Source organism: Micromonospora sp. NBC_01699, from assembly GCF_036250065.1.
Lineage (GTDB): Bacteria > Actinomycetota > Actinomycetes > Mycobacteriales > Micromonosporaceae > Micromonospora_G.
In genome coordinates, this window is the sequence record NZ_CP109199.1 from 7132190 (window position 1) to 7157337 (window position 25148).

21 protein-coding genes are annotated in these 25148 nt (G+C 70.0%); 13 read left to right on the plus strand and 8 right to left on the minus strand.

Annotated features, from left to right (window positions below; translation table 11 throughout):
• Nucleotides 1–4 precede the first annotated feature (4 nt).
• Genes OG792_RS29280 through OG792_RS29290 form a run of 3 tightly spaced genes read right to left on the minus strand, consistent with a single transcriptional unit; the run spans nt 5 to nt 3056 of the window.
• Complete coding sequence (locus tag OG792_RS29280; RefSeq protein ID WP_329104297.1) at nt 5–1018, minus strand: ABC transporter permease; 1014 nt, start codon at nt 1016–1018, stop codon at nt 5–7.
• Nucleotides 1015–1995, minus strand: coding sequence for an ABC transporter ATP-binding protein (locus tag OG792_RS29285; RefSeq protein ID WP_329104299.1), 981 nt, complete (start codon nt 1993–1995; stop codon nt 1015–1017). The genes OG792_RS29280 and OG792_RS29285 overlap by 4 nt, the downstream gene beginning before the upstream one ends.
• Complete coding sequence (locus OG792_RS29290; RefSeq protein WP_329104301.1) at nt 1992–3056, minus strand: ABC transporter ATP-binding protein; 1065 nt, start codon at nt 3054–3056, stop codon at nt 1992–1994. Before OG792_RS29290 ends, OG792_RS29285 begins: the two co-directional genes overlap by 4 nt.
• A 441-nt stretch (nt 3057–3497) precedes the next feature.
• On the opposite strand from OG792_RS29290, the gene OG792_RS29295 reads away from it, so the two are divergent.
• The 6 genes from OG792_RS29295 (at nt 3498) to OG792_RS29320 (ending at nt 11050) form a co-directional block, all read left to right on the plus strand.
• Nucleotides 3498–4052, plus strand: a complete 555-nt coding sequence (locus tag OG792_RS29295) for a Uma2 family endonuclease (RefSeq protein WP_329111505.1) — start codon at nt 3498–3500, stop codon at nt 4050–4052.
• A 26-nt stretch (nt 4053–4078) separates the two neighbouring features.
• Entirely contained in the window at nt 4079–5515 is a 1437-nt protein-coding gene (locus OG792_RS29300) for a TldD/PmbA family protein (protein ID WP_329104303.1), read from the plus strand.
• Nucleotides 5516–5564: 49 nt separating this feature from the next.
• Nucleotides 5565–6950 (plus strand): TldD/PmbA family protein, encoded by a 1386-nt coding sequence (locus OG792_RS29305; protein ID WP_329104305.1) that lies wholly within the window; start codon nt 5565–5567, stop codon nt 6948–6950.
• A gap of 288 nt (nt 6951–7238) precedes the next feature.
• The gene (locus OG792_RS29310; protein ID WP_329104307.1) at nt 7239–8045 is read left to right on the plus strand and encodes a hypothetical protein; all 807 of its coding nucleotides are present in this window, start codon (nt 7239–7241) and stop codon (nt 8043–8045) included.
• A gap of 9 nt (nt 8046–8054) precedes the next feature.
• Nucleotides 8055–10010: a fumarate reductase/succinate dehydrogenase flavoprotein subunit gene (locus OG792_RS29315; RefSeq protein ID WP_329104309.1), complete on the plus strand. Its 1956-nt coding sequence runs from the start codon at nt 8055–8057 to the stop codon at nt 10008–10010.
• Nucleotides 10010–11050: a succinate dehydrogenase/fumarate reductase iron-sulfur subunit gene (locus OG792_RS29320; protein ID WP_329104311.1), complete on the plus strand. Its 1041-nt coding sequence runs from the start codon at nt 10010–10012 to the stop codon at nt 11048–11050. The genes OG792_RS29315 and OG792_RS29320 overlap by 1 nt, the downstream gene beginning before the upstream one ends.
• 187 nt (nt 11051–11237) lie before the next feature.
• Here OG792_RS29320 and OG792_RS29325 read toward each other — a convergent pair whose 3' ends face one another.
• Complete coding sequence (locus tag OG792_RS29325) at nt 11238–11714, minus strand: (deoxy)nucleoside triphosphate pyrophosphohydrolase (protein WP_442932515.1); 477 nt, start codon at nt 11712–11714, stop codon at nt 11238–11240.
• A 182-nt stretch (nt 11715–11896) separates the two neighbouring features.
• On the opposite strand from OG792_RS29325, the gene OG792_RS29330 reads away from it, so the two are divergent.
• Nucleotides 11897–12211 carry a 4a-hydroxytetrahydrobiopterin dehydratase gene (locus OG792_RS29330; RefSeq protein ID WP_329104315.1) on the plus strand — a complete coding sequence of 105 codons (315 nt, stop codon included), beginning with the start codon at nt 11897–11899 and terminating at the stop codon, nt 12209–12211.
• A gap of 20 nt (nt 12212–12231) precedes the next feature.
• On the opposite strand, the gene OG792_RS29335 is transcribed toward OG792_RS29330, so the two are convergent.
• On the minus strand, nt 12232–13425 hold the full coding sequence (locus OG792_RS29335; RefSeq protein WP_329104317.1) for an FUSC family protein: 1194 nt from the start codon (nt 13423–13425) through the stop codon (nt 12232–12234).
• An 86-nt stretch (nt 13426–13511) separates the two neighbouring features.
• Between OG792_RS29335 and OG792_RS29340 the strand changes: the two genes are divergently transcribed.
• A complete protein-coding gene (locus OG792_RS29340) occupies nt 13512–13877 on the plus strand; it encodes a PH domain-containing protein (protein ID WP_329104320.1) in 366 nt (121 codons plus the stop codon).
• 650 nt (nt 13878–14527) lie between these two features.
• Here the strand turns inward: OG792_RS29340 and OG792_RS29345 are convergent.
• Nucleotides 14528–15355: a class I SAM-dependent methyltransferase gene (locus OG792_RS29345; RefSeq protein WP_329104321.1), complete on the minus strand. Its 828-nt coding sequence runs from the start codon at nt 15353–15355 to the stop codon at nt 14528–14530.
• Nucleotides 15356–15401: 46 nt separating this feature from the next.
• Nucleotides 15402–16589 carry a helix-turn-helix domain-containing protein gene (locus OG792_RS29350; protein ID WP_329104323.1) on the minus strand — a complete coding sequence of 396 codons (1188 nt, stop codon included), beginning with the start codon at nt 16587–16589 and terminating at the stop codon, nt 15402–15404.
• 999 nt (nt 16590–17588) lie between these two features.
• Here OG792_RS29350 and OG792_RS29355 point away from each other — a divergent pair.
• The gene (locus tag OG792_RS29355; RefSeq protein WP_329104325.1) at nt 17589–18170 is read left to right on the plus strand and encodes a Uma2 family endonuclease; all 582 of its coding nucleotides are present in this window, start codon (nt 17589–17591) and stop codon (nt 18168–18170) included.
• 40 nt (nt 18171–18210) lie between these two features.
• Here OG792_RS29355 and ychF read toward each other — a convergent pair whose 3' ends face one another.
• Nucleotides 18211–19296: a redox-regulated ATPase YchF gene (ychF, locus tag OG792_RS29360; protein WP_329104328.1), complete on the minus strand. Its 1086-nt coding sequence runs from the start codon at nt 19294–19296 to the stop codon at nt 18211–18213.
• A 106-nt stretch (nt 19297–19402) separates the two neighbouring features.
• Between ychF and OG792_RS29365 the strand changes: the two genes are divergently transcribed.
• From OG792_RS29365 to OG792_RS29380, 4 genes are read left to right on the plus strand one after another with little or no spacing between them, the layout of a single operon-like run.
• Nucleotides 19403–20896 carry a DNA-3-methyladenine glycosylase 2 family protein gene (locus tag OG792_RS29365; RefSeq protein WP_329104330.1) on the plus strand — a complete coding sequence of 498 codons (1494 nt, stop codon included), beginning with the start codon at nt 19403–19405 and terminating at the stop codon, nt 20894–20896.
• Nucleotides 20893–21405 (plus strand): methylated-DNA--[protein]-cysteine S-methyltransferase, encoded by a 513-nt coding sequence (locus OG792_RS29370; protein WP_329104332.1) that lies wholly within the window; start codon nt 20893–20895, stop codon nt 21403–21405. Before OG792_RS29365 ends, OG792_RS29370 begins: the two co-directional genes overlap by 4 nt.
• Nucleotides 21406–21442: 37 nt before the next feature.
• Complete coding sequence (locus tag OG792_RS29375) at nt 21443–23251, plus strand: ABC transporter ATP-binding protein (RefSeq protein WP_442932322.1); 1809 nt, start codon at nt 21443–21445, stop codon at nt 23249–23251.
• Nucleotides 23248–25116 (plus strand): ABC transporter ATP-binding protein, encoded by a 1869-nt coding sequence (locus OG792_RS29380; protein ID WP_329104335.1) that lies wholly within the window; start codon nt 23248–23250, stop codon nt 25114–25116. The genes OG792_RS29375 and OG792_RS29380 overlap by 4 nt, the downstream gene beginning before the upstream one ends.
• The last annotated feature ends 32 nt before the right edge of the window (nt 25117–25148 follow it).

Sequence of the window (25148 nt, forward strand, 5' to 3'; positions counted from 1 at the left end):
CCCCCTACCGGGTCGACTTCGGGTCGAGCGCGTCGCGCAGCGCGTCACCGAAGAGGTTGAAGGAGAGCACGAGCAGGAACAGCGTGGTGCCGCCGACGATGGTGAAGGTCGGCACCTCGCGGATGAAGTCGACGCTGTCGCTGATCAGCCGACCCAGGTCCGGGGTGGGTTCGAGGATGCCGATGCCGAGGAACGACAGCGCCGCCTCGGCGGTGATCAACGCCGGTACGTTCAGCGAGAAGGTGACCAGGATCGGCGCCCACAGGTTCGGCAGCAGTTGCCGGAACAGGATGTGCCCGAGCCCCGCCCCGGCCGCACGGGCCGCCTCGACGAACTCCCGTTCGCGCAGCGACAGCACCTGCCCCCGGACCAACCGGGCGGTGTAGGTCCAGTTGAACAGCACGAAGATGACGATCAGCAGCATCGGCCGGAACCAGGTCGCCTCGGCGTCGCGTACGCCGTAGAACTGGTTGACCGCTACCGGGATGAACGCGAAGCAGAAGATGAAGAACGGGAACGCCATGGTCAGGTCGATGAACCAGGTCAGTACGGCGTCGACCCGGCCGCCCAGGTAACCGGCGACCACCCCGACCAGAATGCCGAGCCCGATGGTGAGCAGGGCGGCGGTGAACGCCACCAGCAGCGACGTACGCAGCCCGTAGACGAGTTGGATGAAGATGTCCCGGCCCACGTTGGGCTGGATCCCGAGCCAGTGTTCGGCGTCCACCCCGGCGTAGCCGAGCGGGAAGCCGTTGCGGTCCAGCCGTTCCGGGAACCGCTCCAGCGGGCCCTTGCCATACAGCCGTTCGACCAGCGGCGCGGCGAGCGCCAGCAGGACGAAGAAGAGCAGCGCGCCGCCGCTGGCCATGCCGACCCGGTCGCGGCGCAGCCGCAGCCAGGCGAGCTGCCCCGGCGAGCGACCGACGAACTCCCTCGCCCCGGCCCGTACGGCACCCGGTTCCAGCCCGCCGGCCCCCTCGACCACGGCCGCCTGTGCGACCACCGGTTGCTCGCTCATGCCAGGTCCCCCTGCTCCGGGAAGTGGCAGGCGGTGAGCTGCCGGCCGCCGTCGCGTTCGACGAGTTCGGGTTCGGTCGACGCGCAGATCTCCCGCGCCTTCCAGCACCGGGTCCGGAACCGGCACCCCGACGGCGGGTCCAGCGGGGTCGGTACGTCACCGGTGAGCCGGATCCGCCCGGTCGGGCCCAGCCGGTTGACGTCCGGGATGGCCGACAGCAGCGCCCGCGTGTACGGATGCTGCGGCCGGGTGTAGATGTCGGCCCGGTCGCCGATCTCGACGATCTTTCCGAGGTACATCACCGCTACCCGCTGGCAGAAGTGCCGGACCACGGCGAGGTCGTGGGCGATGAAGACGAAGCCGAGGTCCAGTTCCCGCTGCAACCGCCGGAGCAGGTTGATCACCTGCGCCTGGATCGACACGTCCAGCGCGGAGACCGGCTCGTCGGCGACGATCAGCTTCGGTCGCAGGGCCAGTGCTCGGGCGATTCCGATCCGTTGCCGCTGCCCGCCGGAGAACTCGTGCGGGTAGCGGTTGTAGTGCTCCGGGTTCAGCCCGACCAGTTCCAGCAGTTCGCGTACCCGGTTGCGGATCCCGCCGGGCGGGGAGATCCGGTTGACCTGCAACGGCATCGCCACTATCCGACCGACCGTGTGCCGGGGGTTCAGCGAGGCGAACGGGTCCTGGAAGATGATCTGGAGGTCCTGGCGGAGCGGGCGCAGCGCACCCCGTCGGAGGTGGGTGATGTCCCGCCCCTCGAAGGTGATCCGGCCACCGCTGGGCTCGGTCAGCCGGACCAGCATCCGACCGGTGGTGGTCTTGCCGCAGCCGGACTCACCGACCAGGCCGAGCGTCTCGCCGGCGCGTACCTCGAAGTCGACGCCGTCGACCGCGCGGACCGACGCCGGGGAGCGCCAGCCGCCGCGTACCGGGAAGTGCTTGGTCAGGCCCTCCACCCGCAGCAACGGCTCGGTCATCGGTCGGCCCCCACGGCGGCGAGCTGTTCGGCGTACAGCCGTTGGCGCTCGGGCTCGGCCAGGTGGCAGGCGACCAGGTGGCCGCGCTCGGCGACCTGCCGCAACTCGGGGACCTCGGTGCGGGACCGGTCCCCGGTGCGGTCGGCGTGGCGGCAGCGCGGATGGAATGCACAGCCCGGCGGCAGGTTGATCGGGCTCGGCGGGTTGCCGGCGATCGGCACCAGGTCCGCGTCCGCCGCACCGCGCAACGACGGCACGCTGCCCAACAACCCCCAGGTGTACGGATGCTGCGGCCGGCGGAGCACCTGCTCGACGCTGCCGTGCTCGACCGCCCGTCCGCCGTACATCACCAGCACCTCGTGGGCCACCTGGCTGACCACCCCGAGATCGTGGGTGATCAGGATGATGGCGGAGTTGAACTCGGCTTGGAGATCGGCCAGCAGGTCGAGGATCTGGGCCTGCACGGTGACGTCGAGTGCGGTGGTCGGCTCGTCCGCGATCAGCAGGTCCGGGTCATTGACCAGCGCCATCGCGATCATCGCACGCTGGCGCATGCCGCCGGAGAATTCATGTGGATACTGGTCGATCCGCTTGTCCGGCTGTGGAATGCCGACCCGGCCGAGCAGGTCGACCGACCGTTTGCGGGCCTCCCGCCGACTCGCGCCCGGATGGTGCACCCGGTACGCCTCGCCGATCTGCCGGCCGATCGAGTAGTAGGGATGCAGCGCGGAAAGCGGATCCTGGAAGATCATCGCCATGTCCCGCCCGCGCAGTCGGCGGATCTCCTCCTCCGGTCGGCCGACGACATCCCGCCCGCCGACCCGGATCTCGCCGCCGACCGTGGTCCGCCGAGGGTCGTGCAACCCGAGTACGGCGAGGCTGGTCACGCTCTTGCCGGAGCCCGACTCGCCGACGATGCCGAGCGTGCGGCCACGGTCGACGGCGAACGAGACGCCGTCCACGGCGCGTACCACCCCGTCCGGGGTATCGAAGCTCACCCTGAGGTCGTGAACCCGCAGGTATGGACCGTCGTCCGCGCGCTGCCGGGGTGATCCGGACATGCTCCTCGACCGCCTCTCTCCACCCCCGCCGGCACTGGATCTCCGTTCGTCACAGCCGGTGAACCATGTGCGCGTCCCCGAGGGAAACCCGTGACGGGGTCAGAGGGCGAAACTAAGCTACGGATAGAGGACTGTCAGCCGGCAAACAGTAACGACTCTGCATCGAGGACGGTCTTCGATCACCGTCCTAATTCAACCTAAATTAAACCGTTAACATAAGTGGCTGACCTGCTGACAACCCCCGACCGAACCGGCCGCCGAACCACCCGTAAACGGGATCGCGCGGACGGGATCGGATCGACCCACACCAACTCCACGACGTCCCCGACCTATGCTTGATCGCTACCGTACGTAATGCCGTAACCGGCCGGGCGCCTGTGCGAGACTGGCAGCGAAACGTCGCTACGCGGCGCCGATCGCCGGGAGAAGTCGGAGGTGACCATGACCTCGGCACTGTTCGGACACGGCGGGCCATGGACCGAGGCGGACTACCTGGCACTCGGCGAAACCCCGGAACGGGTGGAACTCTTCGACGGGAGCCTCTACGTGACCCCGGCACCCACCCCCCGCCACCAGCACCTGTCCCGCCGGTTGGCCGGCGCCCTCGATCCGGGCGCCGAAACCGCCGGCCTGCACGTGCTGGAAGCGGTCAACGTCCGGCTCCGGCCGGGCCGGATGCCCATCCCGGACCTGGTCATCACCGGGGAGATCGACTTCGACGAGCCGGTTGTCGACGCCGCGGCCGTGCACCTGGTCTGCGAAATCCTCTCGCCGAGCAACGCGTCCACCGACCGGGTGCTGAAAATGCACTACTACGCCACCGCCGCCATCCCCTGGTACCTGCTGGTGGAGCAGGACACCGGCGCACTGCACCTGTACCGGCTCCGGGGCAGCCACTACGTCGAGCAGTCGGTGACCAAGCCCGGCGACATCCTGCACCTCACCGAACCGGTGATCGCCGAGATCAACCCGACCGCACTGCTGCCCCGCCACTGATCGGCAATCTCGTTTAGGGTCGGGTCATGACCCACTTCGACGTGGCCACGGCCGCGGTGCAGGCAGCGCTGGACGCGGGCGCGCGCTACGCCGACGCACGGGTGATGCACCGGCGCTACGAGTCGATGTCCGCCCGCAACGGCGAGATCGAGCAACTCACCCAGGACGAGGACGCGGGCATCGGCGTACGCGCACTGGTCGGGTCGAGTTGGGGCTTCTTCGCCGTACCCGAACTCTCCGACGCCGCCGCCCGCGCGGCCGGCACCCGCGCCGCGCGGATCGCCACGGCCAGCGCCCGCGTGCCCGGTCCCGCCGTCGACCTGGTCCCGACCGGCGGGCAGAGCGGCACCTGGGCCTCGGCCTGCGAGGCGGACCCGCTCTCGGTCGCCCTCGCCGACAAGGGCGACCTGCTGGTGCACGCGACCAAGCTCTCGCACGAGCACGGCGCGGACCTCGCCGAGGGGCGCTACCAGATCTGGGACACCAGCAAGTGGTTCGTCTCCAGCGAGGGACACCGGATCGACCAGCGCATCCGCGAGTGCGGCGCGGGCATCTCCGCCACCGTGATCGGCGACGGCGAGACCCAGCGCCGCTCCTACCCCAGCTACCGCGGCCAGTACGGCACCAGCGGCTGGGAGCTGATCGACTCGCTCGACCTCGGCGCGCACGCCGCCCGGATCGCCGAGGAGGCCCGCGAGCTGCTCACCGCGCCGATGTGCCCGTCCGGCGAGACGACCCTGATCCTCGGCGGCGAACAGCTCGCGTTGCAGATCCACGAGTCGGTCGGACACGCCATCGAACTCGACCGGATCCTCGGCTGGGAGGCCGCCTTCGCCGGCACCTCGTGGCTCGACCTCAACCAGCTCGGCAGCCTGCGGTACGGCTCCGAGCTGATGAACATCACCATCGACCCGACCATCCCCGGCGCGCTGGGCAGCTTCGGCTTCGACGACGAGGGCACCCCGGCGGCGAAACGCGACGCGGTCCGCGAGGGCCGCTGGGTCGGTGTCCTGGCCGGACGCGACTCGGCCGCCGTCGCCGGTCTCGACTACGCCGGCAGCGTGCGCTCCGACGGTTGGTCGCGGCTGCCGATGGTACGGATGACGAACGTCGGCCTGGAGCCGGGACCGCACAGCCTGGACGAGATCATCGACGCCACCGACGACGGCATCCTGATGGACATCAACCGATCTTGGTCGATCGACGACAAACGGCTCAACTTCCAGTTCGGCTGCGAGGTCGGCTGGGAGGTCAAGAACGGTCGACGGGGACGGATGCTGCGCAACCCCACCTACACCGGCATCGGGCCGCAGTTCTGGCGCTCGATGGACATGCTCTCCGGCGAGTCGATCGCCTGGGGAACCCCCAACTGCGGCAAGGGCCAGCCCGGCCAGATCGGCCACACCGGCCACCCGGCCGCACCGGCCCGCTTCACGAACGTACGGGTGGGGGTGCGCGGATGACCGGCACGGCACCAGCGGCGGTACGCGACAAGCGAAGGGAACTGTCTCGATGAGCCGGGAACTCGATCTCGCCGGTCGAGTGGTGGAACTGGTCCGGGAGATCGCCGGCCCGGAGGCCGAGGCCGAAGCCGCCGCCACGTACACCGACCGGGCGTTGACCCGGTTCGCCAACTCGTCGATCCACCAGAACGTGGCCGACGAGACCACCGGGCTCCGGCTGCGGCTGCACGTGGACGGCCGGACCGCCGCCGGCTCCAGCACCGTCGTCACCGACGAGGGACTGCGCGTCCTGGTGGAGCGGACCGTGGCCGCCGCCCGGCTCTGCCCGCCCGACCCGGCCTGGCCGGGACTGGCCCCGGCATCCCCGGTCGCACCGGGCAACTGGGACTCCGCCACCGCGCACGCGTCACCGGACGAGCGGGCCGACCGGGTCCGGGCGTTCGTCGACGCGGCCGGCGGACTGGAGACGGCCGGCTACTGCCGTACGGTGAACTGGGCCGGCGCGTTCGCGAACAGTGCCGGGCAGGCGGTGACCGGTCGGTCGGCCGAGGCGGCGATGGACGGGATCGCCCGAACCGGCGGCATCGACGGGGTGGCCAGGCGCAACACCGGCCGCCTATCCGATCTGGACGGTGCGGTGCTCGGCGCCCGCGCCGCGGCGAAGGCCCGCGCCGGGGCGGCACCGATCGAGCTGGCACCGGGACGCTACGAGGTCGTGCTGGAACCGACCGCGGTGGTCGACATCCTGCAAAACCTGGCGATCTTCGGCTTCAACGGCAAGGCGTACAACGAGCGTCGGTCCTTCGCCGAACCGGGCGTGGCGCAGTTCGACCCGGCGATCACGCTGGTCGACGACGCGCTCGACACGCTCGGCCTGCCGTACGACACCGAGGGCACGCCCAAGCGCCGGGTCGCGCTGGTCGAGCGGGGCGTCACGCGTACGGTCACGCACGACCGCCGGACCGCGGCCGAGGCCGGCGCGACCTCGACCGGGCACGCGCTCGCCGGTGGCCCGTCCTTCGGCGCGGTGCCGACCAACCTGCGCCTGCTGCCCGACGGGCAGGACGAGAACGGCAGCGGGCCGACCGAGGTCGCCGGGCCCGTCGTCGACTCCGACACCGCCGCCCTGATCGTCGGAGTACGGCGTGGACTGCTGGTCACCGACTTCTGGTACACCCGCGTGCTGGACCCGAAGTCCCTGGTCGTCACCGGTCTGACCCGCAACGGGGTGTGGCTGGTCGAGGACGGCGAGGTGACCACGGCGGTACGGAACTTCCGCTTCACCCAGTCGTACCCACAGGCGCTCGCCCCCGGTGGAGTGCTCGGCGTCGGCCGGTACGCGTCGCTGCTGCCGGACAGCTGGGACGCCTCCTGGTGGTCGGCGCCGGCCCTGCGGCTCGCCTCGTGGAACTTCACCGGCGGCGCCTCCGGCTGACCAGCGGCGTCACCCACGCTCACGACCATGAGTGAAGTTCTGCACAACCATGGCCGGAATAGGGGCTGGGACTTTCGTAACCGGTAGGACACACGCGAGACTCCCTTGCGCATCGTGCGCTCGGCGTGCGGCGTAACGTGTACGCCGAACTGCGCCGGAAGGCATAGGTCCTGGTGTACTACGCGCGGGTGGCGCGGTTGTGGGTTCGCATCGCTGCCTCCGCGCGCCCCCGCCGGAACACCATCCGTGCCCGTCAGCCAGACAGGGCCCTGTCAGGGAGACATAGGAATGACTACGACGGCAACGAGGCCGGGGGGTGCGCGCACGCGCGCCGCCATTGCGGCGAGGACGTTGCGTACCGACCGCTGGTGGCTCGCACCGCTGATCACGGTTATCGGGCTCGGCGCCTGGGTCACCTACGCCACGGTCCGGGTGTTCATGCACGACTTTTACTGGGTCGACGACTATCACTACCTTACCCCGTTCTACTCGCCGTGCGTGACCGAACGGTGTCTGCCCGAAGCGGCGCACTTCGGCCGGGTGCTGCCGGGCTGGTGGATCATCCCGGACGCCGCGCTGACCCTGCCGTTCCTGTTGCTGTTCCGGCTCACCTGCTACTACTACCGCAAGGCCTACTACCGGGCCTTCTGGCTCTCCCCGCCGGCCTGCGCGGTCCCGGACGGGCACAAGACCTACAGCGGCGAGACCCGGTTCCCGCTGATTTTCCAGAACGCGCACCGGTACGCGTTCTACGCCGCCGGAGTCATCTCGCTGATCAATACCTGGGACGCCGTGCTCGCCTTCCGCAGCCCCGAGGGCTTCGGTTTCGGTCTGGGCAACGTGATTCTCTGGGTAAACGTGATCATGCTGTGGGCGTACACGCTTTCCTGCCACTCCTGCCGGCACATCGCCGGTGGTCGGCTCAAGCACTTCTCCAAGCACCCGGTGCGCTACCGCTTCTGGACCTTCGTGTCCAAGCTCAACGTCCGGCACATGCAACTCGCCTGGATCACGCTGGGCACGCTGGCGTTCACCGACTTCTACATCATGGCGCTGTCCGCCGGCTGGTTCGGCGACCTGCGGTTCATCAACTGAGGGCCTGACATGACTACGCGAATCGAACGGCACCACTACGATGTCGTCGTGATCGGGGCCGGCGGCGCCGGCCTGCGGGCGGCGATCGAGGCTCGGATGGCCGGCAAGCGCACCGCCATCATCTCCAAGTCCCTGTTCGGCAAGGCGCACACGGTGATGGCCGAGGGCGGCGCGGCAGCGGCCATGGGGAACGTGAACAGCCGGGACAACTGGCAGGTCCACTTCCGGGACACCATGCGCGGCGGCAAGTTCCTGAACAACTTCCGGATGGCCGAGCTGCACGCAAAGGAATCGCCGCAGCGAATCTGGGAGCTGGAGACGTACGGTGCGCTCTTCGACCGCACCAAGGACGGCAAGATCTCGCAGCGCAACTTCGGCGGCCACGAGTACCCGCGGCTGGCGCACGTCGGCGACCGGACCGGGCTGGAACTGATCCGTACCCTGCAACAGAAGATCGTCTCGTTGCAGCAGGAGGACAAGCGGGAGTTCGGCGACTACGACGCCCGGATCAAGGTGTTCGCCGAGACCACCATCACCGAGCTGCTGCTCGACTCCTCCGGTCCGGACGGGCCCCGGGTCGCCGGTGCGTTCGGCTACTACCGGGAGTCCGGCGAGTTCGTGCTGTTCGAGGCGCCGTCGGTGGTGCTGGCGACCGGTGGGGTCGGCAAGTCGTACAAGGTCACCTCGAACTCCTGGGAGTACACCGGCGACGGGCACGCGCTGGCCCTGCGCGCCGGCGCCACCCTGATCAACATGGAGTTCCTCCAGTTCCACCCGACCGGCATGGTCTGGCCGCCCTCGGTGAAGGGCATCCTGGTCACCGAGTCCGTCCGGGGTGACGGCGGCGTACTGAAGAACTCCGACGGCAAGCGGTTCATGTTCGACTACGTCCCCGACGTCTTCCGCAAGCAGTACGCGGAGACCGAGGAGGAGGCCGACCGCTGGTACTCCGACCCGGACAACAACCGCCGCCCGCCGGAACTGCTCCCCCGCGACGAGGTCGCCCGCGCGATCAACAGCGAGGTGAAGGCGGGTCGCGGCACCCCGGCCGGCGGTGTCTACCTGGACATCGCCAGCCGACTGCCAGCCGAGGAGGTCAAGCGCCGACTGCCGTCGATGTACCACCAGTTCAAGGAGCTGGCCGACGTCGACATCACCAAGCAGCCGATGGAGGTCGGTCCGACCTGCCACTACGTGATGGGCGGGGTCGAGGTCGACCCGGACACCGCGGCGGCACACGGGCACATCCAGGGGCTGTTCGCCGCCGGTGAGGTCTCCGGCGGCATGCACGGGTCCAACCGGCTCGGCGGCAACTCCCTGTCCGACCTGTTGGTCTTCGGCCGGCGCGCGGGCGGCCACGCGGCCGCGTACGCCGATGGGCTGACCGCGCGCCCGAAGGTGTCGGCGACCGACGTCGCGGCCTCGGTGGACCGGGCGCTGGCCCCGCTGGAGCGACCCGACGGCGAGAACCCGTACAAGCTCCAGCAGGACCTCCAGGCGGTGATGGGCGACCTGGTCGGCATCATCCGGCGCAAGGGCGAGCTGGAGGACGCCCTGGTCCGCCTGGCCGACCTGCGCGAACGGGTGGCGAAGGTCGGGGCGACCGGTGGCCGGCGGTACAACCCGGGCTGGCACCTGGCGCTCGACCTGCGCAACATGCTGGTCGTCTCGGAGTGCACCGCGAAGGCGGCGCTGGAGCGGGAGGAGTCGCGCGGCGGGCACACCCGGGAGGACTTCCCGAAGATGGCGCCGGACTGGCGCATGGTCAACCTGGTCTGCTCGCTCGACGGCGACAAGGTACGGCTGGAGCACAAGCCCCTGCCGAAGATGCGGGCCGAGCTGATCCAGCTCTTCGACCGCACGGAGCTGTCCAAGTACCTGACCGAAGACGAGTTGGCCGACTTCGACGCCCTCAGCGAGGGCGTCCACACCGGCGGCGTGCACGCGCAGGAGGCGGGCAAGTAATGGGTACGAAGCGCCACTTCAAGGTCTGGCGGGGCGACGAGACCGGCGGCGACCTACAGGACTACCAGATCGAGGTGAACGAGGGCGAGGTTGTCCTCGACGTCATCCACCGGCTCCAGGCCACCGAGGCGCCCGACCTGGCCTGCCGCTGGAACTGCAAGGCCGGCAAGTGCGGCTCCTGCTCGATGGAGATCAACGGCATGCCCCGGCTGGGCTGCATGACCCGGATGTCGACGTTCGAGGAGACCGACACGGTCACGGTCACCCCGCTGCGTACGTTCCCGGTGATCCGGGACCTGGTCACCGACGTCTCGTTCAACTACGAGAAGGCCCGGGAGACCCCCGCGTTCGCCCCGCCGGCCGACCTCGCCCCCGGCGAGTACCGGATGAAGCAGGTCGACGTCGAGCGGTCGCAGGAGTTCCGCAAGTGCATCGAGTGCTTCCTGTGCCAGAACACCTGCCACGTGGTACGTGACCACGAGGAGAACAAGAAGGCGTTCGCCGGTCCCCGGTTCTTCATCCGGGCCGCCGAGTTGGACATGCACCCGCTCGACGCCAAGACCGACCGCAAGGAGTACGCCCAGGCGTCACAGGGCCTCGGCTACTGCAACATCACCAAGTGCTGCTCGGAGGTCTGCCCCGAGCACATCAAGATCACAGACAACGCGATCATCCCGATGAAGGAACGCGTGGTCGATCGCAGGTACGATCCTCTTGTGTGGCTAGGTAGCAAGATCTTCCGACGAGGTCAGACGGACGGCGACGAGAGCGGTGCACGCACCGACCCGGCCGTCCCCGACGCGAACTCCCACGGGGGCGCGTCCGGTGACGTGGCCGCCGAGGAGCAGGGGCTGCGCGGGGTGAACTGGCACCGGCAGGTGCCGCACCCGACCACCCCCATGGTGGACGAGCGGGGCAAAATGCCGCTCAGCGAGTTCACCTTCGACCGGCCGGCCGCCCCGTCCCCCTTCGGCGACGACATCACCTTCCCCCTGCCGGCCGACCACCTCAACTACGCCCACCCGGACCAAAAGGACTAACCCACCCAGCAACTCGCACGTCACGAGGGATCGGCGCCAACCCGCCGATCCCTCGTGTTTTCCCCCGCCCCCTCCCCCGCGCCCCGCGCCGCCCCCTCTAGCCCGCGATCTAGGGCAAATGGTGGTGGATGGAGATCCACTAGCACGTATTTGCCCTAGATCGCGGGCTAGGCGGGGCTAGAGGGGGCTAGCGGGGGTGGGAGGGGAGGAGGAGGGGGCGTAGGGATGGGATGAGGGGTTCGTCGGCGGGGAGCCAGGGGACGTGGTCGAGTTCGTCGGCCGTGAGCCAGCGCAGCTCGGCGTGCTCCAGCCGCTGCGGGCGGTCGGGGCCGAGGAGGCGGGCCCGGTAGACCCGGAGCACCGCCCGACCGTGGGCGAGCGGTACGTCCGTACCCACGCGGTCGCCGACCTCGATCCGGACGGCCAGTTCCTCGGCGCACTCGCGTACCAGGGCGGCGATCTCGGTTTCGCCCGGTTCGACCTTCCCGCCGGGAAACTCCCATTTCCCGGCTGCCTCCGGCGGCTTCGCTCGGGCACAGCCGAGCACCCGGCCCTCCTCGATGATGGCGGCCCCGACAATCACCCTGATTCTTCGCACTGTGTGATCAGTCGGCTCGGTAATGTAGCCGGCGCCGTTGTCCTCACTCGCCCGTTCGGTCTGCACGGGCATCAACGGTGCCAGATCAATCGGCGATTCGGGTGCCGTGGGTAGACCGTAGGGCAAAAGAACACGGAACTGTGGACGTGGACACACCAGCCGGCCGGGCGACAGACTAGGGGACACCGACTAGGACACGGGATAGCGACGATTTGGCCACAAGCCGGCAACGACGCTTGGGAGGCATCGTGAAGCGTGCGCTCTGGCGCAACCGATCCCAGCGTGACTACCTGACGGACGCGCTCACCCTACTGCCCGGCTGGCTTCGCGAGGGACGCCAACTCAAGCGCACCCTCATTATCGACGATACCCAGCACGCGGCGCTGACCGAACGCATCAAGATCGCCGCAGACGCGGTACACATCCGGCCGGAGATGCGACGGCTCGACGGCCACACCCAGATCAAGATCGGTGCACCGGACGAGGACACGATCACCGAGAACGTGGTCACCCTCGCTGCCCGGATCGAGGATGTCTACCGCAGCCTGACCAGCAGCGACTGACCCCGGCGAGCCGACCGCGCTCACCGCTCGGTGGCGGCCTCGGCGGCCTCGTGGGTCAGCCGGTTGGCATCGTCCCGTTCGATCCCGGTGGCCCTCAGCAGGTCGATCGCCGCAGATCTGATCTGCGCCACGACCGCCGCGCCCGACAGGCCGACCCCCTCCTCGTAGCCCAGCGTCGCCTCGTGCACCGCGCGGAGCACCCGCCTGCGCGCCTCCTCCGGGACCCGACCGTGGCGGAACTCGTCGTGCAGCATCAGCACCGCCTCGGACAGCCGGTCGACCGCGATCGGCAGACCCGCGGGCAGCGGCTCGTCGTCCTCGACCAGGCCGACGGCGCGCCGGGCCAGCCCCCGGCTGCTCCAGACCGCGTGGTCCATGTGCTCGGCACCCTGGGCGAACAGCGCCAGGGTCTGCCGTCGATGCCAGCGGGCGGGAGACAGCTGTACGACCTCCTTCGCGCCCTCCACCGCCGTCTTGAGGTTCTCCAGGTCGGATTCGATCGCTATCAGACCCTCCACGGCGCGACTCAGCCGGGCGCTGTCCCGGGCGGCCATGGCCTGCCCGGTCGCCTTCAACTGCCGGGCCAGTTCCTCAATCGGATAACTGGCCGCCCGCTGCACCACCCGACGCGGATTCAGCGGCAGGAGCAGCAGTACCACCACCAACCCCACCCCACCGCCGATGAGCGCGTCCACGAACCGCGGATACTCAAGTTCGCCCACCTCCGGAGACAGGGCGGCGATCAGCACCGCCGTACCGCCCGCCTGGGCGACCAGCACGCCCCGGCCGCTGAGCAGGATCGCCCCGATCACGGCGAGCCCGACGATCAGCCCCAACTGCCACGGGCCGTTACCGGCGAACAGCATCAGCACGTCACCGATCCCGATGCCCACGGCGACCCCGAGGATCAGCGCGATGGTGCGGTGCAGTCGCTGCCCGACCGACGAGGCGATCGTGCCCACCGCCGCGGCCGGCGCGAACACCGGTTGCGGGGTGTTCAGGATCTCGTGCGCGATCCCCCAGGAGAGCGCCGCCGCGACTCCGGCCTGGACCGCGACCATGATGTTGATCTCGATCTGGCGGAACCGGTCACGGACCTTCACCCGGCTGGCCGCGGCCCATCCGCTGAGGATCGCGTCGACGCGTTTCGTGATCGAGTCGGCCGGCAGCGCGGGGAGGCGCTGCCGGGTGGAGCCGATCCGGACCGAGATCACGGCGGGAATTACCCGCTGCGGACCGGGACGAACCCGTTGCCGTCGTCGTGGGTGGCGGGTGGCGCACCGCTCCTACCCTCGACGGTATGGCCAACAACGTCACGTATGACCGGCGCGAGCAGTTCCAGCAGATCCAGAGCGGACTGCTCGACGGCGAAGAGATCATCGCGGTCTACGACGCGATCGGCGCCGGCACCGGTTTCGTCGGGCTCACCAACCGCCGCGTGATCATCCAGGACAAGTCGTTCGTGGGAAAGAAGTTCGCCATCACCAGCATTCCGTACTCGAAGATCACCAGCGTCAGCGTGGTGAGCAACAAGTCCTGGGGCGGCTCGTTCTTCTCCACCGGCGCGATCGCCATCCACGTCGGTACGCACACCTACGAGGTCGAGTTCCGTGGCGACCAGAAGAGCCACCACGTACACAACGTGATCCTGCACTTCATCTCGTAGGGCCGACTCAGATCGGAGCGGCGCACGCCCAGTGGCGGAAGTCCCCGGTACGGCTCCAGACGGTCCGGGCGGCCCGTACGTTCCACGGCAGGTCCAGCGCGACACGTGACTCGACCCCGAGCGCGATCAGTTCCCGGTCGGAGAACTGGAAGAGACCCCACCGGCGCGATCCGTCCGGGGCACCCGTGATCCAGTACGGATCCAGCTGTGACAGACAGGTGGCAAGCTGTACGGCTCCCGCCGGATCCTCCGGGAACGCCTCCCGCAGGGTCCGCTGCCTCCGCCGCAGACGGTCAGCAGCGCGACAACCGGATCCTCACGGGGCAGGGTGGCCCGGCCGAGCATGGTGGCCAGCGTGCTGCGGGGTGACCAGAGACCGGCTGCGGCGGAGCGGGCGCTCGATCTCCCGGTAGGTCAGGCCAGACTGTTCCCGGACCTCTCGCAGCAGCGCGACGTACTCACCGGCGGTGAGCACCGAGGCGACATCGGTCCGGTAGGGGTCGTTACCCGACACATGTTCCCGGCGGGGCGCGGGGCGGCCCGACCGGGTGCCGGGCTGTGGTGCTGATGGGTCCAAGCACCGGCCACGAGGGGTGATTGGTTCCGACGGCTGACCGCAGGTGCCGGAACCATTCCCCCGGCCCCTACGGTCAGCCGCGCCAGAGGAACAGCTCGGTGTCGGGCACCCGCTCGGCGAAGATTCCGTGGTCGGCCGACCGGTGCAGCAGGCCGCGCAGATCGTCCTCGAACCGACCCCGGCGCTCACCGAACAGGTGCGGCGCCGAGAACGACAGTGAGTAGACCGTGGCCACCACGTCGTCGACCGTACGCTCCAGGACGGCTCCGGCCGGCACCCGCAACCGCTGCGGGGCGGCAAAGCCCGCTCGGCTCAGCACGTCCGCCTCGTCGCCCGGTGTCCCATGCCGCAGCACACCCTTACCGGCTCGGCGTACCGGCCCCAGGTAGTCGCTGACCAGTTCCGCGATGGCGGCGTACGGCGGCACCGGGAACGGAAGGTCGCTGGTCGGCACCGGCTCCTTGGCGTCGCTCATCTGGACGAAGGCGCCACCCGGTTGCAGCATGCCGCGGATCGTCGCGGCCACCCGGTCGCGCTCCATCCAGTGGAAGGACTGCGCGAACAACGCCAGCCGGAAGGTGCCGAGTCCGGCGGGCAGGTCCTCGGCGCGGGCGCGTACCCAGCTGACGTTGCCGATGCCGTCGCGCTCGGCACGCCGCCGGGCCTCGGTGAGCATGTCGGTGTCCGGGTCGATTCCCACGGCCTGCTCGAACGAGCCGGCCAGCGGCAGGGTGGCGGTGCCGGGCCCGCAGCCGACATCTAGCAGGCGACCGGTGCCGTCGAGCGCCAGCGCATCGGTCAGCGCATCGACAAACCCGGGAGCGTACGGCAGCCGGCCCGCCTCGTAGTAGGGCGCGCTGCCCCGGAACAGGGACTCGTCCCACTCCCAGCCAACGGGCATCCGGGACTCCTCAGACGGTGAACTGGAACTCGACCAATCGACGCAATCATGCCGGCTGGTGCCCACCTCGCACCATGTCGAGCACTTCGCGGAAGTCGGCGGCCTCGGTCTCCCCGGGGTAGCGCCTGCTCAGCTCGCCGTCGAGTTCCCCGGCGACCATCAGGAGGGACGGCAGGGACTTCCTCGTCCCGCCCAGAGCGCCGATCCCGGTCGCGACCGCCTGCTCCAGCTCCCCGTCCCGGGCCGCCACGGCCGCGAGCGTCAGCCGGGCCTCGGCCATTCGCATGGGCGGGCGTTCCCCATCGGGTCCGGTGCCGAGTTCGAGCACCGTTTGCGCATGGTGTGCCGCGCGCTCGTCGTCGCGGGCGAGGCGGTAGGCGTCCATCGCGTAGAAGTCCCACTTGTCTGGGTCAACCACGAAGTGGTGATCCGTGCGGCTCGGGTACGGCATGTCGGCCAGGCGCTCCCGGCCCCATTCGAGGATGTCGCGAACGGCTCCGGTGTCCCGGAGCCGGGCGTACGCCTTTGCCTTTTGTCCGGCGAGTTGGACGGCTGCGGACCCGTTTGGCGCGGCGGCCTGGCCGGTCTCGGCCGCATCGAGCACATCCCGGTACCGGGACTGGGTGAGCGCGAACCACGCGGCCATCTCATACGCCCAGCCGACGATCTCCGGGTTTCCGCCTTCCCTGCCCAGCTCCAGCGCGCCCAGCCGGGTCGCTTCCGCACCGACCCGCATCCCCATGTCGTATTCGAGGCAGGCGGTGAGCAGGGTCAGCCAGCCCGCCGCCGTGAGAAGTTCCTTGTGTGTGGCCAGCCCAACGGGTTGGTGGAGGAGCCTTGTCACCTCCCCCAGCCAGCCATGCGCTTTCCTCCGCAAGGTGGCTGCCTCGCGGACGGGGTACTCACAGCACAGCTCGAATGCGGCGGCCTGGATGGACTCGGCGGTCCCGGGCGTGACGGCACCCGCTCGCATCCGCTGCAACAGCTCGACGGTCTGCCACGGGCGGGATTGATCGAGGTCCCATCGCCTCGACTGTGCCTCAGCCACGATCTGGGCCAGCTCACCGCCGGTGCCGAGCGCCTGGTCGAGAGCACGCGCGAGATCCGCGTTCGGGGGCCTCTTCCCGCGTTCGACACGGGAGAGGTGACCGGGGTCGAGGTGAGCGAGCCGGGCGACTTCGCGCAAGGCCAGCTCGCCACGGAGCCGCCGCACCGCCTGTCCGAACGTCTCCATCGCCCGCTCCCCGAACGTGGGCCTCCCCAGCGCCGCGCGTTGCCAGCTCTGGCAACGGCGTGGTGGCAACGTGGCGCCCCTGCTGCTTCCCGTGCGTAAGCGCGAGGCTACACCTGGAGACAGCGACTCAACTCTTAGGCATCAACCGCTGTCCCGATGATCGAGGGAGGCGGAACCGTGATACGACACCAGCGGCGGAGCTGGCTACTGACCGGGTGGTCCAAGCGGCACCGACAGACGGCGCTCGATGCTGCGGCGGCTCAGAAGACCGAACAGAAGGGTGACCCGGCAACGGAGGCTACCGAGCTGTTACGGGTGGTGCCCGTCGCGAACAATCCGGCGGATGCGCTCGCGGAGCAGACGGTGGTCCCCGTGCTGGCCCGATTCGATCCAACCAGTTCGAACGGGAGGCCGAACTCGTGACGATCCTTGCGGTGGGTCCGCATGAACTACCTCGTAGCGAACTGGTCGAGGTGTGGTTCGACTCCGGTAGCGGCTCGGTGGGACAGCGGGCCATGGTTGCCGCGAAGCGGCTGACTCTCTCCGATCGCGACCGGGGGCAGGGTGTGACAGCGCTGTACGAGTGCGAGTCGGACGACTGCCGAGGCTGACCCGAACAGCTCCCGGCACGACCGAACCTCGGCGACACGCCGGGGCTCTGTCGTGTTCGGCGTCAGGTGGCCGAAACGGGTTCGGGCCGATGGCGGCCCATCGTGGACCGGCTCTCCTGGCCAGCCAGGCGAGTTCATCACACTGACGCTCGGGGCATGGCCAACAGGCAGCAGATCTAGGGACTGACGAAGGGGCAATTTGTGCGTCCATCCCGCCAGCGGCGATGCTCGGCGCTCGTCGGAGGGCCCGTCCGCTTGCCGAGAACGCGACTGCTTCGCCGTGCCCAGACGTTGAACCTGGACTCGACCGGATTCCGTCGCCGTGCAACACCGGGATGGTCGAGCTCAGCGGGCCGGAGCCGTGACTACCGAATGCTACCGTGACGGCATGACTGCGGTGCCCGAGTGGATGCGGCCGCCTCGCCCCGAGGGGTGGTACGCCGACGATCTTGACAAACTCGCCGAAGCACCCCGTCATACCGAACTGATCGATGGAGCCCTCGTCTTCATGATGTCTCCCCAGCGGGTCTGGCACGCACGGGTGGTGACCGCGCTGGTGAACAGCATCACTGACCAGGCACCGCCAGGCGTCGAGGTCGACCGGGAGATCACGATCCGACTCGACAGATGGAATCGTCCCGAGCCCGACCTCTTGGCCGCAGCAGCATCCTACGATCCGTCCCGAACGTTCTACACGCCTGAGGAGACTCTTCTGGTCGTGGAGGTGGTCTCCCCCGAGTCAGCCCACCGCGATCGTACGGTCAAGCTGCGCAAATACGCGGAAGCCGGCATCGCCAACTACTGGCGCATCGAGGAGGAGGATGGATCACCTGTGGTCCACGCCTATGAACTCGACGTGCCCACCCGGTCGTATGTGCCGACCGCAATTCATCGAAGCGAGCTGCGCACCACGACACCGTTCACGATCACCCTCGATCTGAATGGGCTGGCGCCCGGACGCAAGGGCTGAGCCGGGCGCCGACTCCGTCAGAGGTTGAACCGGAACGTCACTACACGTTGAACCGGAACTCGACCACGTCGCCGTCCTGCATGACGTAGTCCTTGCCCTCCAGCCGGACCCGGCCGGCCGCCTTCGCCGCCGCCATCGAGCCGGCGGTGACCAGATCCTCGTACGAGACGATCTCGGCCTTGATGAAGCCGCGCTGGAAGTCGGTGTGGATCACCCCGGCTGCCTCGGGTGCGGTCGCCCCGACCGGGATGGTCCAGGCACGCGCCTCCTTCGGCCCGGCGGTCAGGTACGTCTGGAGCCCGAGCGTACGGAAGCCGACCCGGATGAGCTGGTCCAGCCCCGGCTCCGGCTGCCCGATCGACTCCAGCAGCTCGCGGGCCTCCTCCGCCGGCAGGTCGATCAGCTCCGACTCGACCTTGGCGTCCATGAACACCGCCTCGGCCGGCGCGACCAGCAGGCGCAACTCGTCGAGAAAATCGGCGTTGCCGAGTTCGGCCTCGTCGACGTTGAAGACGTACAGGAAGGGCTTGGCTGTCAGCAGGTGCAGCTCGCGCAGGTGCTCCACCTCGATGCCGGCGCGGGCCGCACCGGAGTAGAGGGTCACGCCGGTGTTGAGCAGCTCGGACGCCTTCTTGGCCGCCTCGACCGCCGCCGCCCGGTCCTTGCGCATCCGGGCTTCCTTCTCCAGCCGGGGCAGCGCCTTCTCCAGCGTCTGCAAATCGGCGAGAATCAGCTCGGTGTTGATCGTCTCGATGTCGTCGGCCGGTGAGACCTTGCCGTCGACGTGCACCACGTTCGGGTCGGAGAAGGCCCGGACCACCTGGCAGATCGCCGCCGCCTCGCGGATGTTGGCGAGGAACGCGTTGCCCCGGCCCTGCCCCTTGGAGGCGCCCCGGACCAGGCCGGCGATGTCGACGAAGGTCACCGGCGCGGGAAGGATCTTCTGCGAGCCGTGGATCTCGGCGAGCTTGTCCAACCGCTCGTCCGGCAGCCCGACCACGCCCGTGTTGGGCTCGATCGTCGCGAACGGGTAGTTCGCGGCCAGCACGTCGTTCTTGGTCAGGGCGTTGAAGAGCGTGCTCTTGCCGACGTTGGGCAGGCCGACGATACCTAGCGAGATAGCCACGACAGACCAGCATACGCAAGGGCCCCGGTACCCCCGCCGGGACGGCTGCACGGTGACGTCCGAATCCCGCTAGCACGGGGTCGGATCACGGGGCACGATCGGTGACATGGAGTTGGACTTCGAGCGGTGCTACCGGGCGGTCGACAGCCGTGACCAGCGGTTCGACGGCTGGTTCTATACCGGCGTACGGACCACCGGCATCTACTGCCGGCCGTCCTGCCCAGCTGTCACGCCCAAGCGGGAGAACGTCGACTTCTTCCCGTCGGCCGCCGCCGCACAGCGGACCGGGCTGCGGGCCTGCCGCCGGTGCCGGCCGGACGCGGCACCCGGCTCACCCGACTGGGACGTGCGGGCCGACGTGGTCGGCCGGGCGATGCGACTGATCGCCGACGGGGTGGTCGACCGGGACGGCGTACCGGGGCTGGCCGCCCGGCTCGGCTACACCGAACGTCACCTGCACCGGATGCTCACCGCCCAGGTCGGCGCCGGGCCGCTGGCCCTGGCCCGCGCCCAACGCGCGCAGACCGCCCGGATCCTGATCGAGACCACCGACCTCGGCCTGGCCGAGATCGCGTTCGCCGCCGGTTTCGGCAGCGTACGGCAGTTCAACGACACGATCCGGGAGGTGTACGCCGCCGTCCCGTCGCAGCTTCGGGCGACCGCCCGGCATCGGCCGTCCGGTACCGGGGCGGGCACGGTCTCGCTGCGGCTGGCGTACCGGGCGCCGTTGCATGTCGACGCGCTGCTCGACTTCTTCGCCCTGCGGGCCCTGCCGGGGGTGGAACGGGTCGGCGACGGGTCGTACGCCCGTGCGCTGCGGCTCCCGCACGGCCCGGCCGAGGCGACCCTGACCCCACAGCCGGGGTACGTGGCGGCGACCCTGCGCCTTGCCGACGTACGCGATCTGGCGCCCGCGGTGGCCCGCTGCCGCCGGCTGCTCGACCTGGACGCCGACCCGGAGGCGGTGGACGGCACCCTGGCCGCCGACCCCGCGCTCACCGCCTCGGTCGCGAAGGAACCCGGCGTACGGGTACCGCGTGCCGTCGACGGTTTCGAGATGGCCGTCCGGGCGATCGTCGGCCAGCAGGTCTCCGTCGCCGGTGCCCGAACCGTGCTCGGCCGGCTGATCGGCGCCACTCCGACCGAGCGGGAGCCCACCGAGCCCGTCCGGCCAGCCGAACCCGCCGAACCGGACAGCGGCACCGGCGGCGGCGAACCGGGTCTGCGGGCGTTTCCGTCGGCGGCGGACCTGCTCGCCCTGCCGGACTCCGCGTACGGCATGCCGGCCGCCCGTCGGGAGACGATCCGTACGGTGGCCCGAGCGGTCGCCGACGGCACCCTCGACCTCGATCCGGGGGCGGACCGGGAGCAGCTCACCGCCCAACTGACCGACCTGCCCGGCATCGGCCCGTGGACCGCCGCGTACGTCCTGCTGCGCGCGGTCGGCGACCCGGACGTGTTCCTCCCCACCGACCTCGGCGTACGGCACGGCGCGACCGCGCTCGGCCTGCCCGACACACCATCGACCCTCGCCGAGTACGCCACCCGGTGGCGTCCCTGGCGCTCCTACGCCACTATCCGACTCTGGAGAGCAGCATGAACGAGCTGAACAGCAGCACCCTGGCCACCCCGACCGGTCCACTGACCATCCTCACCGGCCCCGACGGGCGGGTACGCGCGGCCGGTTTCACCGCCGACATCGAGCCGCTGCTGGCGGTCGTACACCCGAGTTTGCGCGCCCCGGTCCGGCCCCGCGCCGACCTCGGGGCGGTGACCGTCGCGGTCCGCTCCTATCTGGACGGTGAGCTGACGGCGATCGACGAGGTGCCGGTGGAGCAGTACACCGGCGGGGAGTTCATGACCCACGCCTGGCAGACCCTGCGCGAGGTCAAGCCGGGTGAGCCGGTGACGTACACCGGGTTTGCCGAACTGGCCGGCCGACCACGGGCGGTTCGCGCGGCCGCGGCGGCCTGCGCCCGCAACGCCGCCGCGCTCTTCGTCCCGTGCCACCGGGTGCTGCGCACCGACGGCGGCCTGGGCGGGTTCCGCTGGGGGTTGGAGGTGAAGAAGTGGCTGCTCGGTCATGAGCGGCAGTTGACGAAAAGCTGACTCCCACCAAATCGGCAGTTACCGATACCGTTCAGTAGTGCCTCCGGACAGTGATCGTGGCTCCACTTCCCGAGCGGGCACCAGTCCGCACTTCCCGCGCAACCTGTGGCGCCTGCGCCGCTACGTCCGCCCGTACGCCGGACAGCTCGGCTGGCTGCTGATCGCCGCGTTCGCGGCCACCGGGGCCAGCCTCGCCGTACCGCTGGTCATCCGGGAGGTGGTCGACGGCCCGATCGCGCGGCAGGACCCCGCCGGCCTGTTCCGGCTCGGCGCCCTGGCCCTGCTGTTCGGCCTGGCCGAGGCCGTGCTGATCTTCGTACGGCGCTGGGTGCAGTCGTCCACGGCGCTCGGCATCGAGTCCGCCATCCGCAACGACATCTATGCCCACCTGCAACAACTCCAGGTGGGCTTCCACGACCGCTGGCAGTCCGGCCAACTGCTCTCCCGGGTCACCACCGACCTCTCGGTGATCCGGCGGTTCCTCTCCTTCGGGCTGCTCTTCCTGATCGTCAACACCGGCACCTACCTCGCCGTGGTGGTGCTCCTGATCCACCTGCACTGGCCGCTCGGGCTGCTGGTCGCGGCGAGTGCGGTGCCGCTGTTCCTGATCAGTCGCCGGTTCACCCGCTCCTACCTGGCCGCCTCCCGGCAACTACAGGACGAGCAGGGCGACCTGGCCACCCTGGTCGAGGAGTCGACCCAGGGGCTGCGCACGATCAAGTCGTTCGGGCGGCGGCCGGAGATGGCGCACCGGTTCGCCGTACGGGCGCAGCAGTTGCACGACACCGCCACCGGCAAGGGCCGGCTGCTCGCCCGTACGTCGGCGGAGTTCGACCTGGTGCCGAACCTGACCCTGGCGGTGGTGCTGGTCGCCGGGGCGGTCGCGGTGGCCCGGGACGCGCTGACCATCGGCGAGCTGGTCGCCTTCGTCACGCTGCAACTGATGCTGATCTGGCCGATCGAGTCACTCGGCTGGATCATCGCGAACGGGCAGGAGGCGATCACCGCCGCCGACCGGATCCACGAGGTGCTCGACACCGCCCCGACGATCGTGGACCGCCCACACGCGGTCGCCTTGCACCCGCCGATGGTCCGTGGCCGGCTCCGGTTCGAAGGAGTCGGCTTCGGCTACCCCGGGGTGACCCGCCCGGTGCTGCGCGACGTCACCCTGGAGGTGGAGCCGGGCGAGACGATGGCGATCGTCGGCGCCACCGGATCCGGCAAGACCACCCTGCTGTCCCTGGTGCCCCGGCTCTACGACGTCACCGCCGGCCGGGTCACCCTGGATGGACGGGACATCCGGGACGTTCGGCTCACCAGCCTGCGTCGGGTCGTCGGGGTGGCGTTCGAGGAACCGACGCTGTTCTCCATGTCGGTCCGGGAGAACCTCACCCTGGGCCGGCCCGACGCCACCGACGACGAGGTCCGCGACGCGCTCGCGGTGGCCCAGGCCGATTTTGTGTACGACCTGCCGTGGGGACTGGCCACCAGGGTCGGCGAACAGGGGCTCTCCCTCTCCGGCGGGCAGCGGCAGCGACTCGCCCTGGCCCGCGCCGTACTCGGCCGACCGGGGGTGCTGGTGCTCGACGATCCGCTGTCCGCGCTCGACGTACACACCGAGGCACTGGTGGAGGCGGCCCTGTCGCGGGTACTGCGGAACACCACCGCACTGCTGGTGGTGCACCGGCCGTCGACCGTGGCGTTGGCCGACCGGGTGGCGTTGCTCGCCGACGGCCGGATCACCGCCGTCGGCACCCACTCGGAATTGCTCGCCACCGTGCCGGACTACCGGGCGGTCCTCTCCGCCGCCGGGGAGCCCGACGACTCCGGCCTGGTCCACTCGTGACCGCCGCGACCACGCCGATTCCCGACCCGGACGGCGGGCTGGCCGACTGGCGGGGCATCGCCACCGACCCGGATGCCGAGCGGACCACCGCCGAACACGGCGGTTCCCGCGCGCTCGCCCGGCTCCGGTCCCGCAGCCGGGCGCTGCTCGGCTCCCTGCTCCGGCCGCACCGTCGGCTGATCGGGGTGGCGGTGCTGCTGCTCCTGCTCCAGAACGCCGCCGGCATGGCCGGCCCGTACCTGGTGATGCTCGGCATCGACCGGGCCATCGACCCGTTGCGCGAGGGCGACCCGATGCTGCTGGTCGGGATCGCTATCGCGTTCGTCGCCGCGACCGCCGGCGAGTACGCGGGTAAGCGCGGTTTCCTCACCCTCTCCTCCCGGATCGGCCAGGCCGTCCTGATCGACCTGCGCCAGCGGGTGTACGACCACTTCCTGCGTCTGTCGGTCGGCTTCCACGAGCGGTACACCTCCGGCCGGGTGATCTCCCGGCTGACCAGCGACATGGACTCGATAGCGGAACTGGTCGACGGCGGCATCGACGACCTGGTGCTGGCCGGGCTCTCCATCGTCTCGGTCGCCGGGGTCCTGCTCTGGCTCGACCCGCCACTGGCCGCGGTGACCCTGCTCGCCTTCCCGTTCCTGCTGATCATCTCCCGCTGGTTCGCCCGCGCCTCCGGGCTCGCCTACCGCCGTACGCGGGAGGCGGTCGCCCTGGTGATCGTGCACTTCGTGGAGTCGCTCGGCGGGATCCGGGCGGTGCAGGCGTTCCGCCGCGAGCCGCGCAACCAGGACATCTTCGCCACCGTCAACGACGAGTACCGGCGGGCGAACCTGCGCGCCTTCCGGCTGATCGCCACCTACTCGCCCGGCATCAAGGTGATCGGCAACGTGACCGTGGCGGTGGTGCTGACCTACGGCGGCTGGCGGGTGCTGGGCGGCGACGCGGAGATCGGCGTACTGGCGGCGTTCCTGCTTTATCTGCGCCGGTTCTTCGAGCCGATGCAGGAGCTGAGCCAGTTCTACAACGCGCTCCAGTCGGCCACCGCGGCACTGGAGAAGCTCTCCGGGGTGCTCGACGAGCAGCCCGGCGTACCGGAACCGAAGAAGCCGGCGGTGCTGCCGGCCGGCGGCGGGGCGATCGACTTCCGCGGGGTGACCTTCGGCTACCGGGACGGGGCCCCGGTGCTGCCGGAGCTGACCCTGCGAATCCCGGCGGGGCAGATAGTGGCGCTGGTCGGTGCTACCGGGGCCGGCAAGTCCACGGTGGCCAAGCTGGTCGCCCGCTTCTACGACCCGAGCGCCGGCACGGTCAGCCTGGACGGGGTCGACCTGCGGCAGATCGACGACGAACGGTTGCGCCGGGCGGTGGTGATGGTGACCCAGGAGAACCACCTGTTCGGCGGCTCGATCGCCGACAACATCCGGTTCGGCCGCCCCGGCGCCGCAGCAGCGGAGGTCGAGGCGGCGGCGCGGGCGATCGGCGCGCACGACTTCATCACCGCCCTGCCGGACGGGTACGACACCGACGTGCACCGGCGCGGCGGGCGGCTCTCCGCCGGGCAGCGCCAACTGGTGGCGTTCGCCCGAGCCTTCCTCGCCGACCCGACCGTGTTGATCCTGGACGAGGCGACCTCGTCGCTGGACGTGCCGAGCGAGCGGCTGGTGCAGCGGGCGCTGCGGACCATCCTGCGCGGCCGGACCGCCCTGGTGATCGCGCACCGGCTCTCCACGGTGGAGATCGCCGACCGGGTGCTGGTGGTGGACGCCGGGCGGATCGTCGAGGACGGCCCACCGGCCGGCCTGATCCGGGCCGGTGGCCGGTACGCCGTCCTGCACCACCAGTGGCGCGACTCCCTGATCTGAACGGGCCGGGGCGCTCCACGGGCGACCACTGG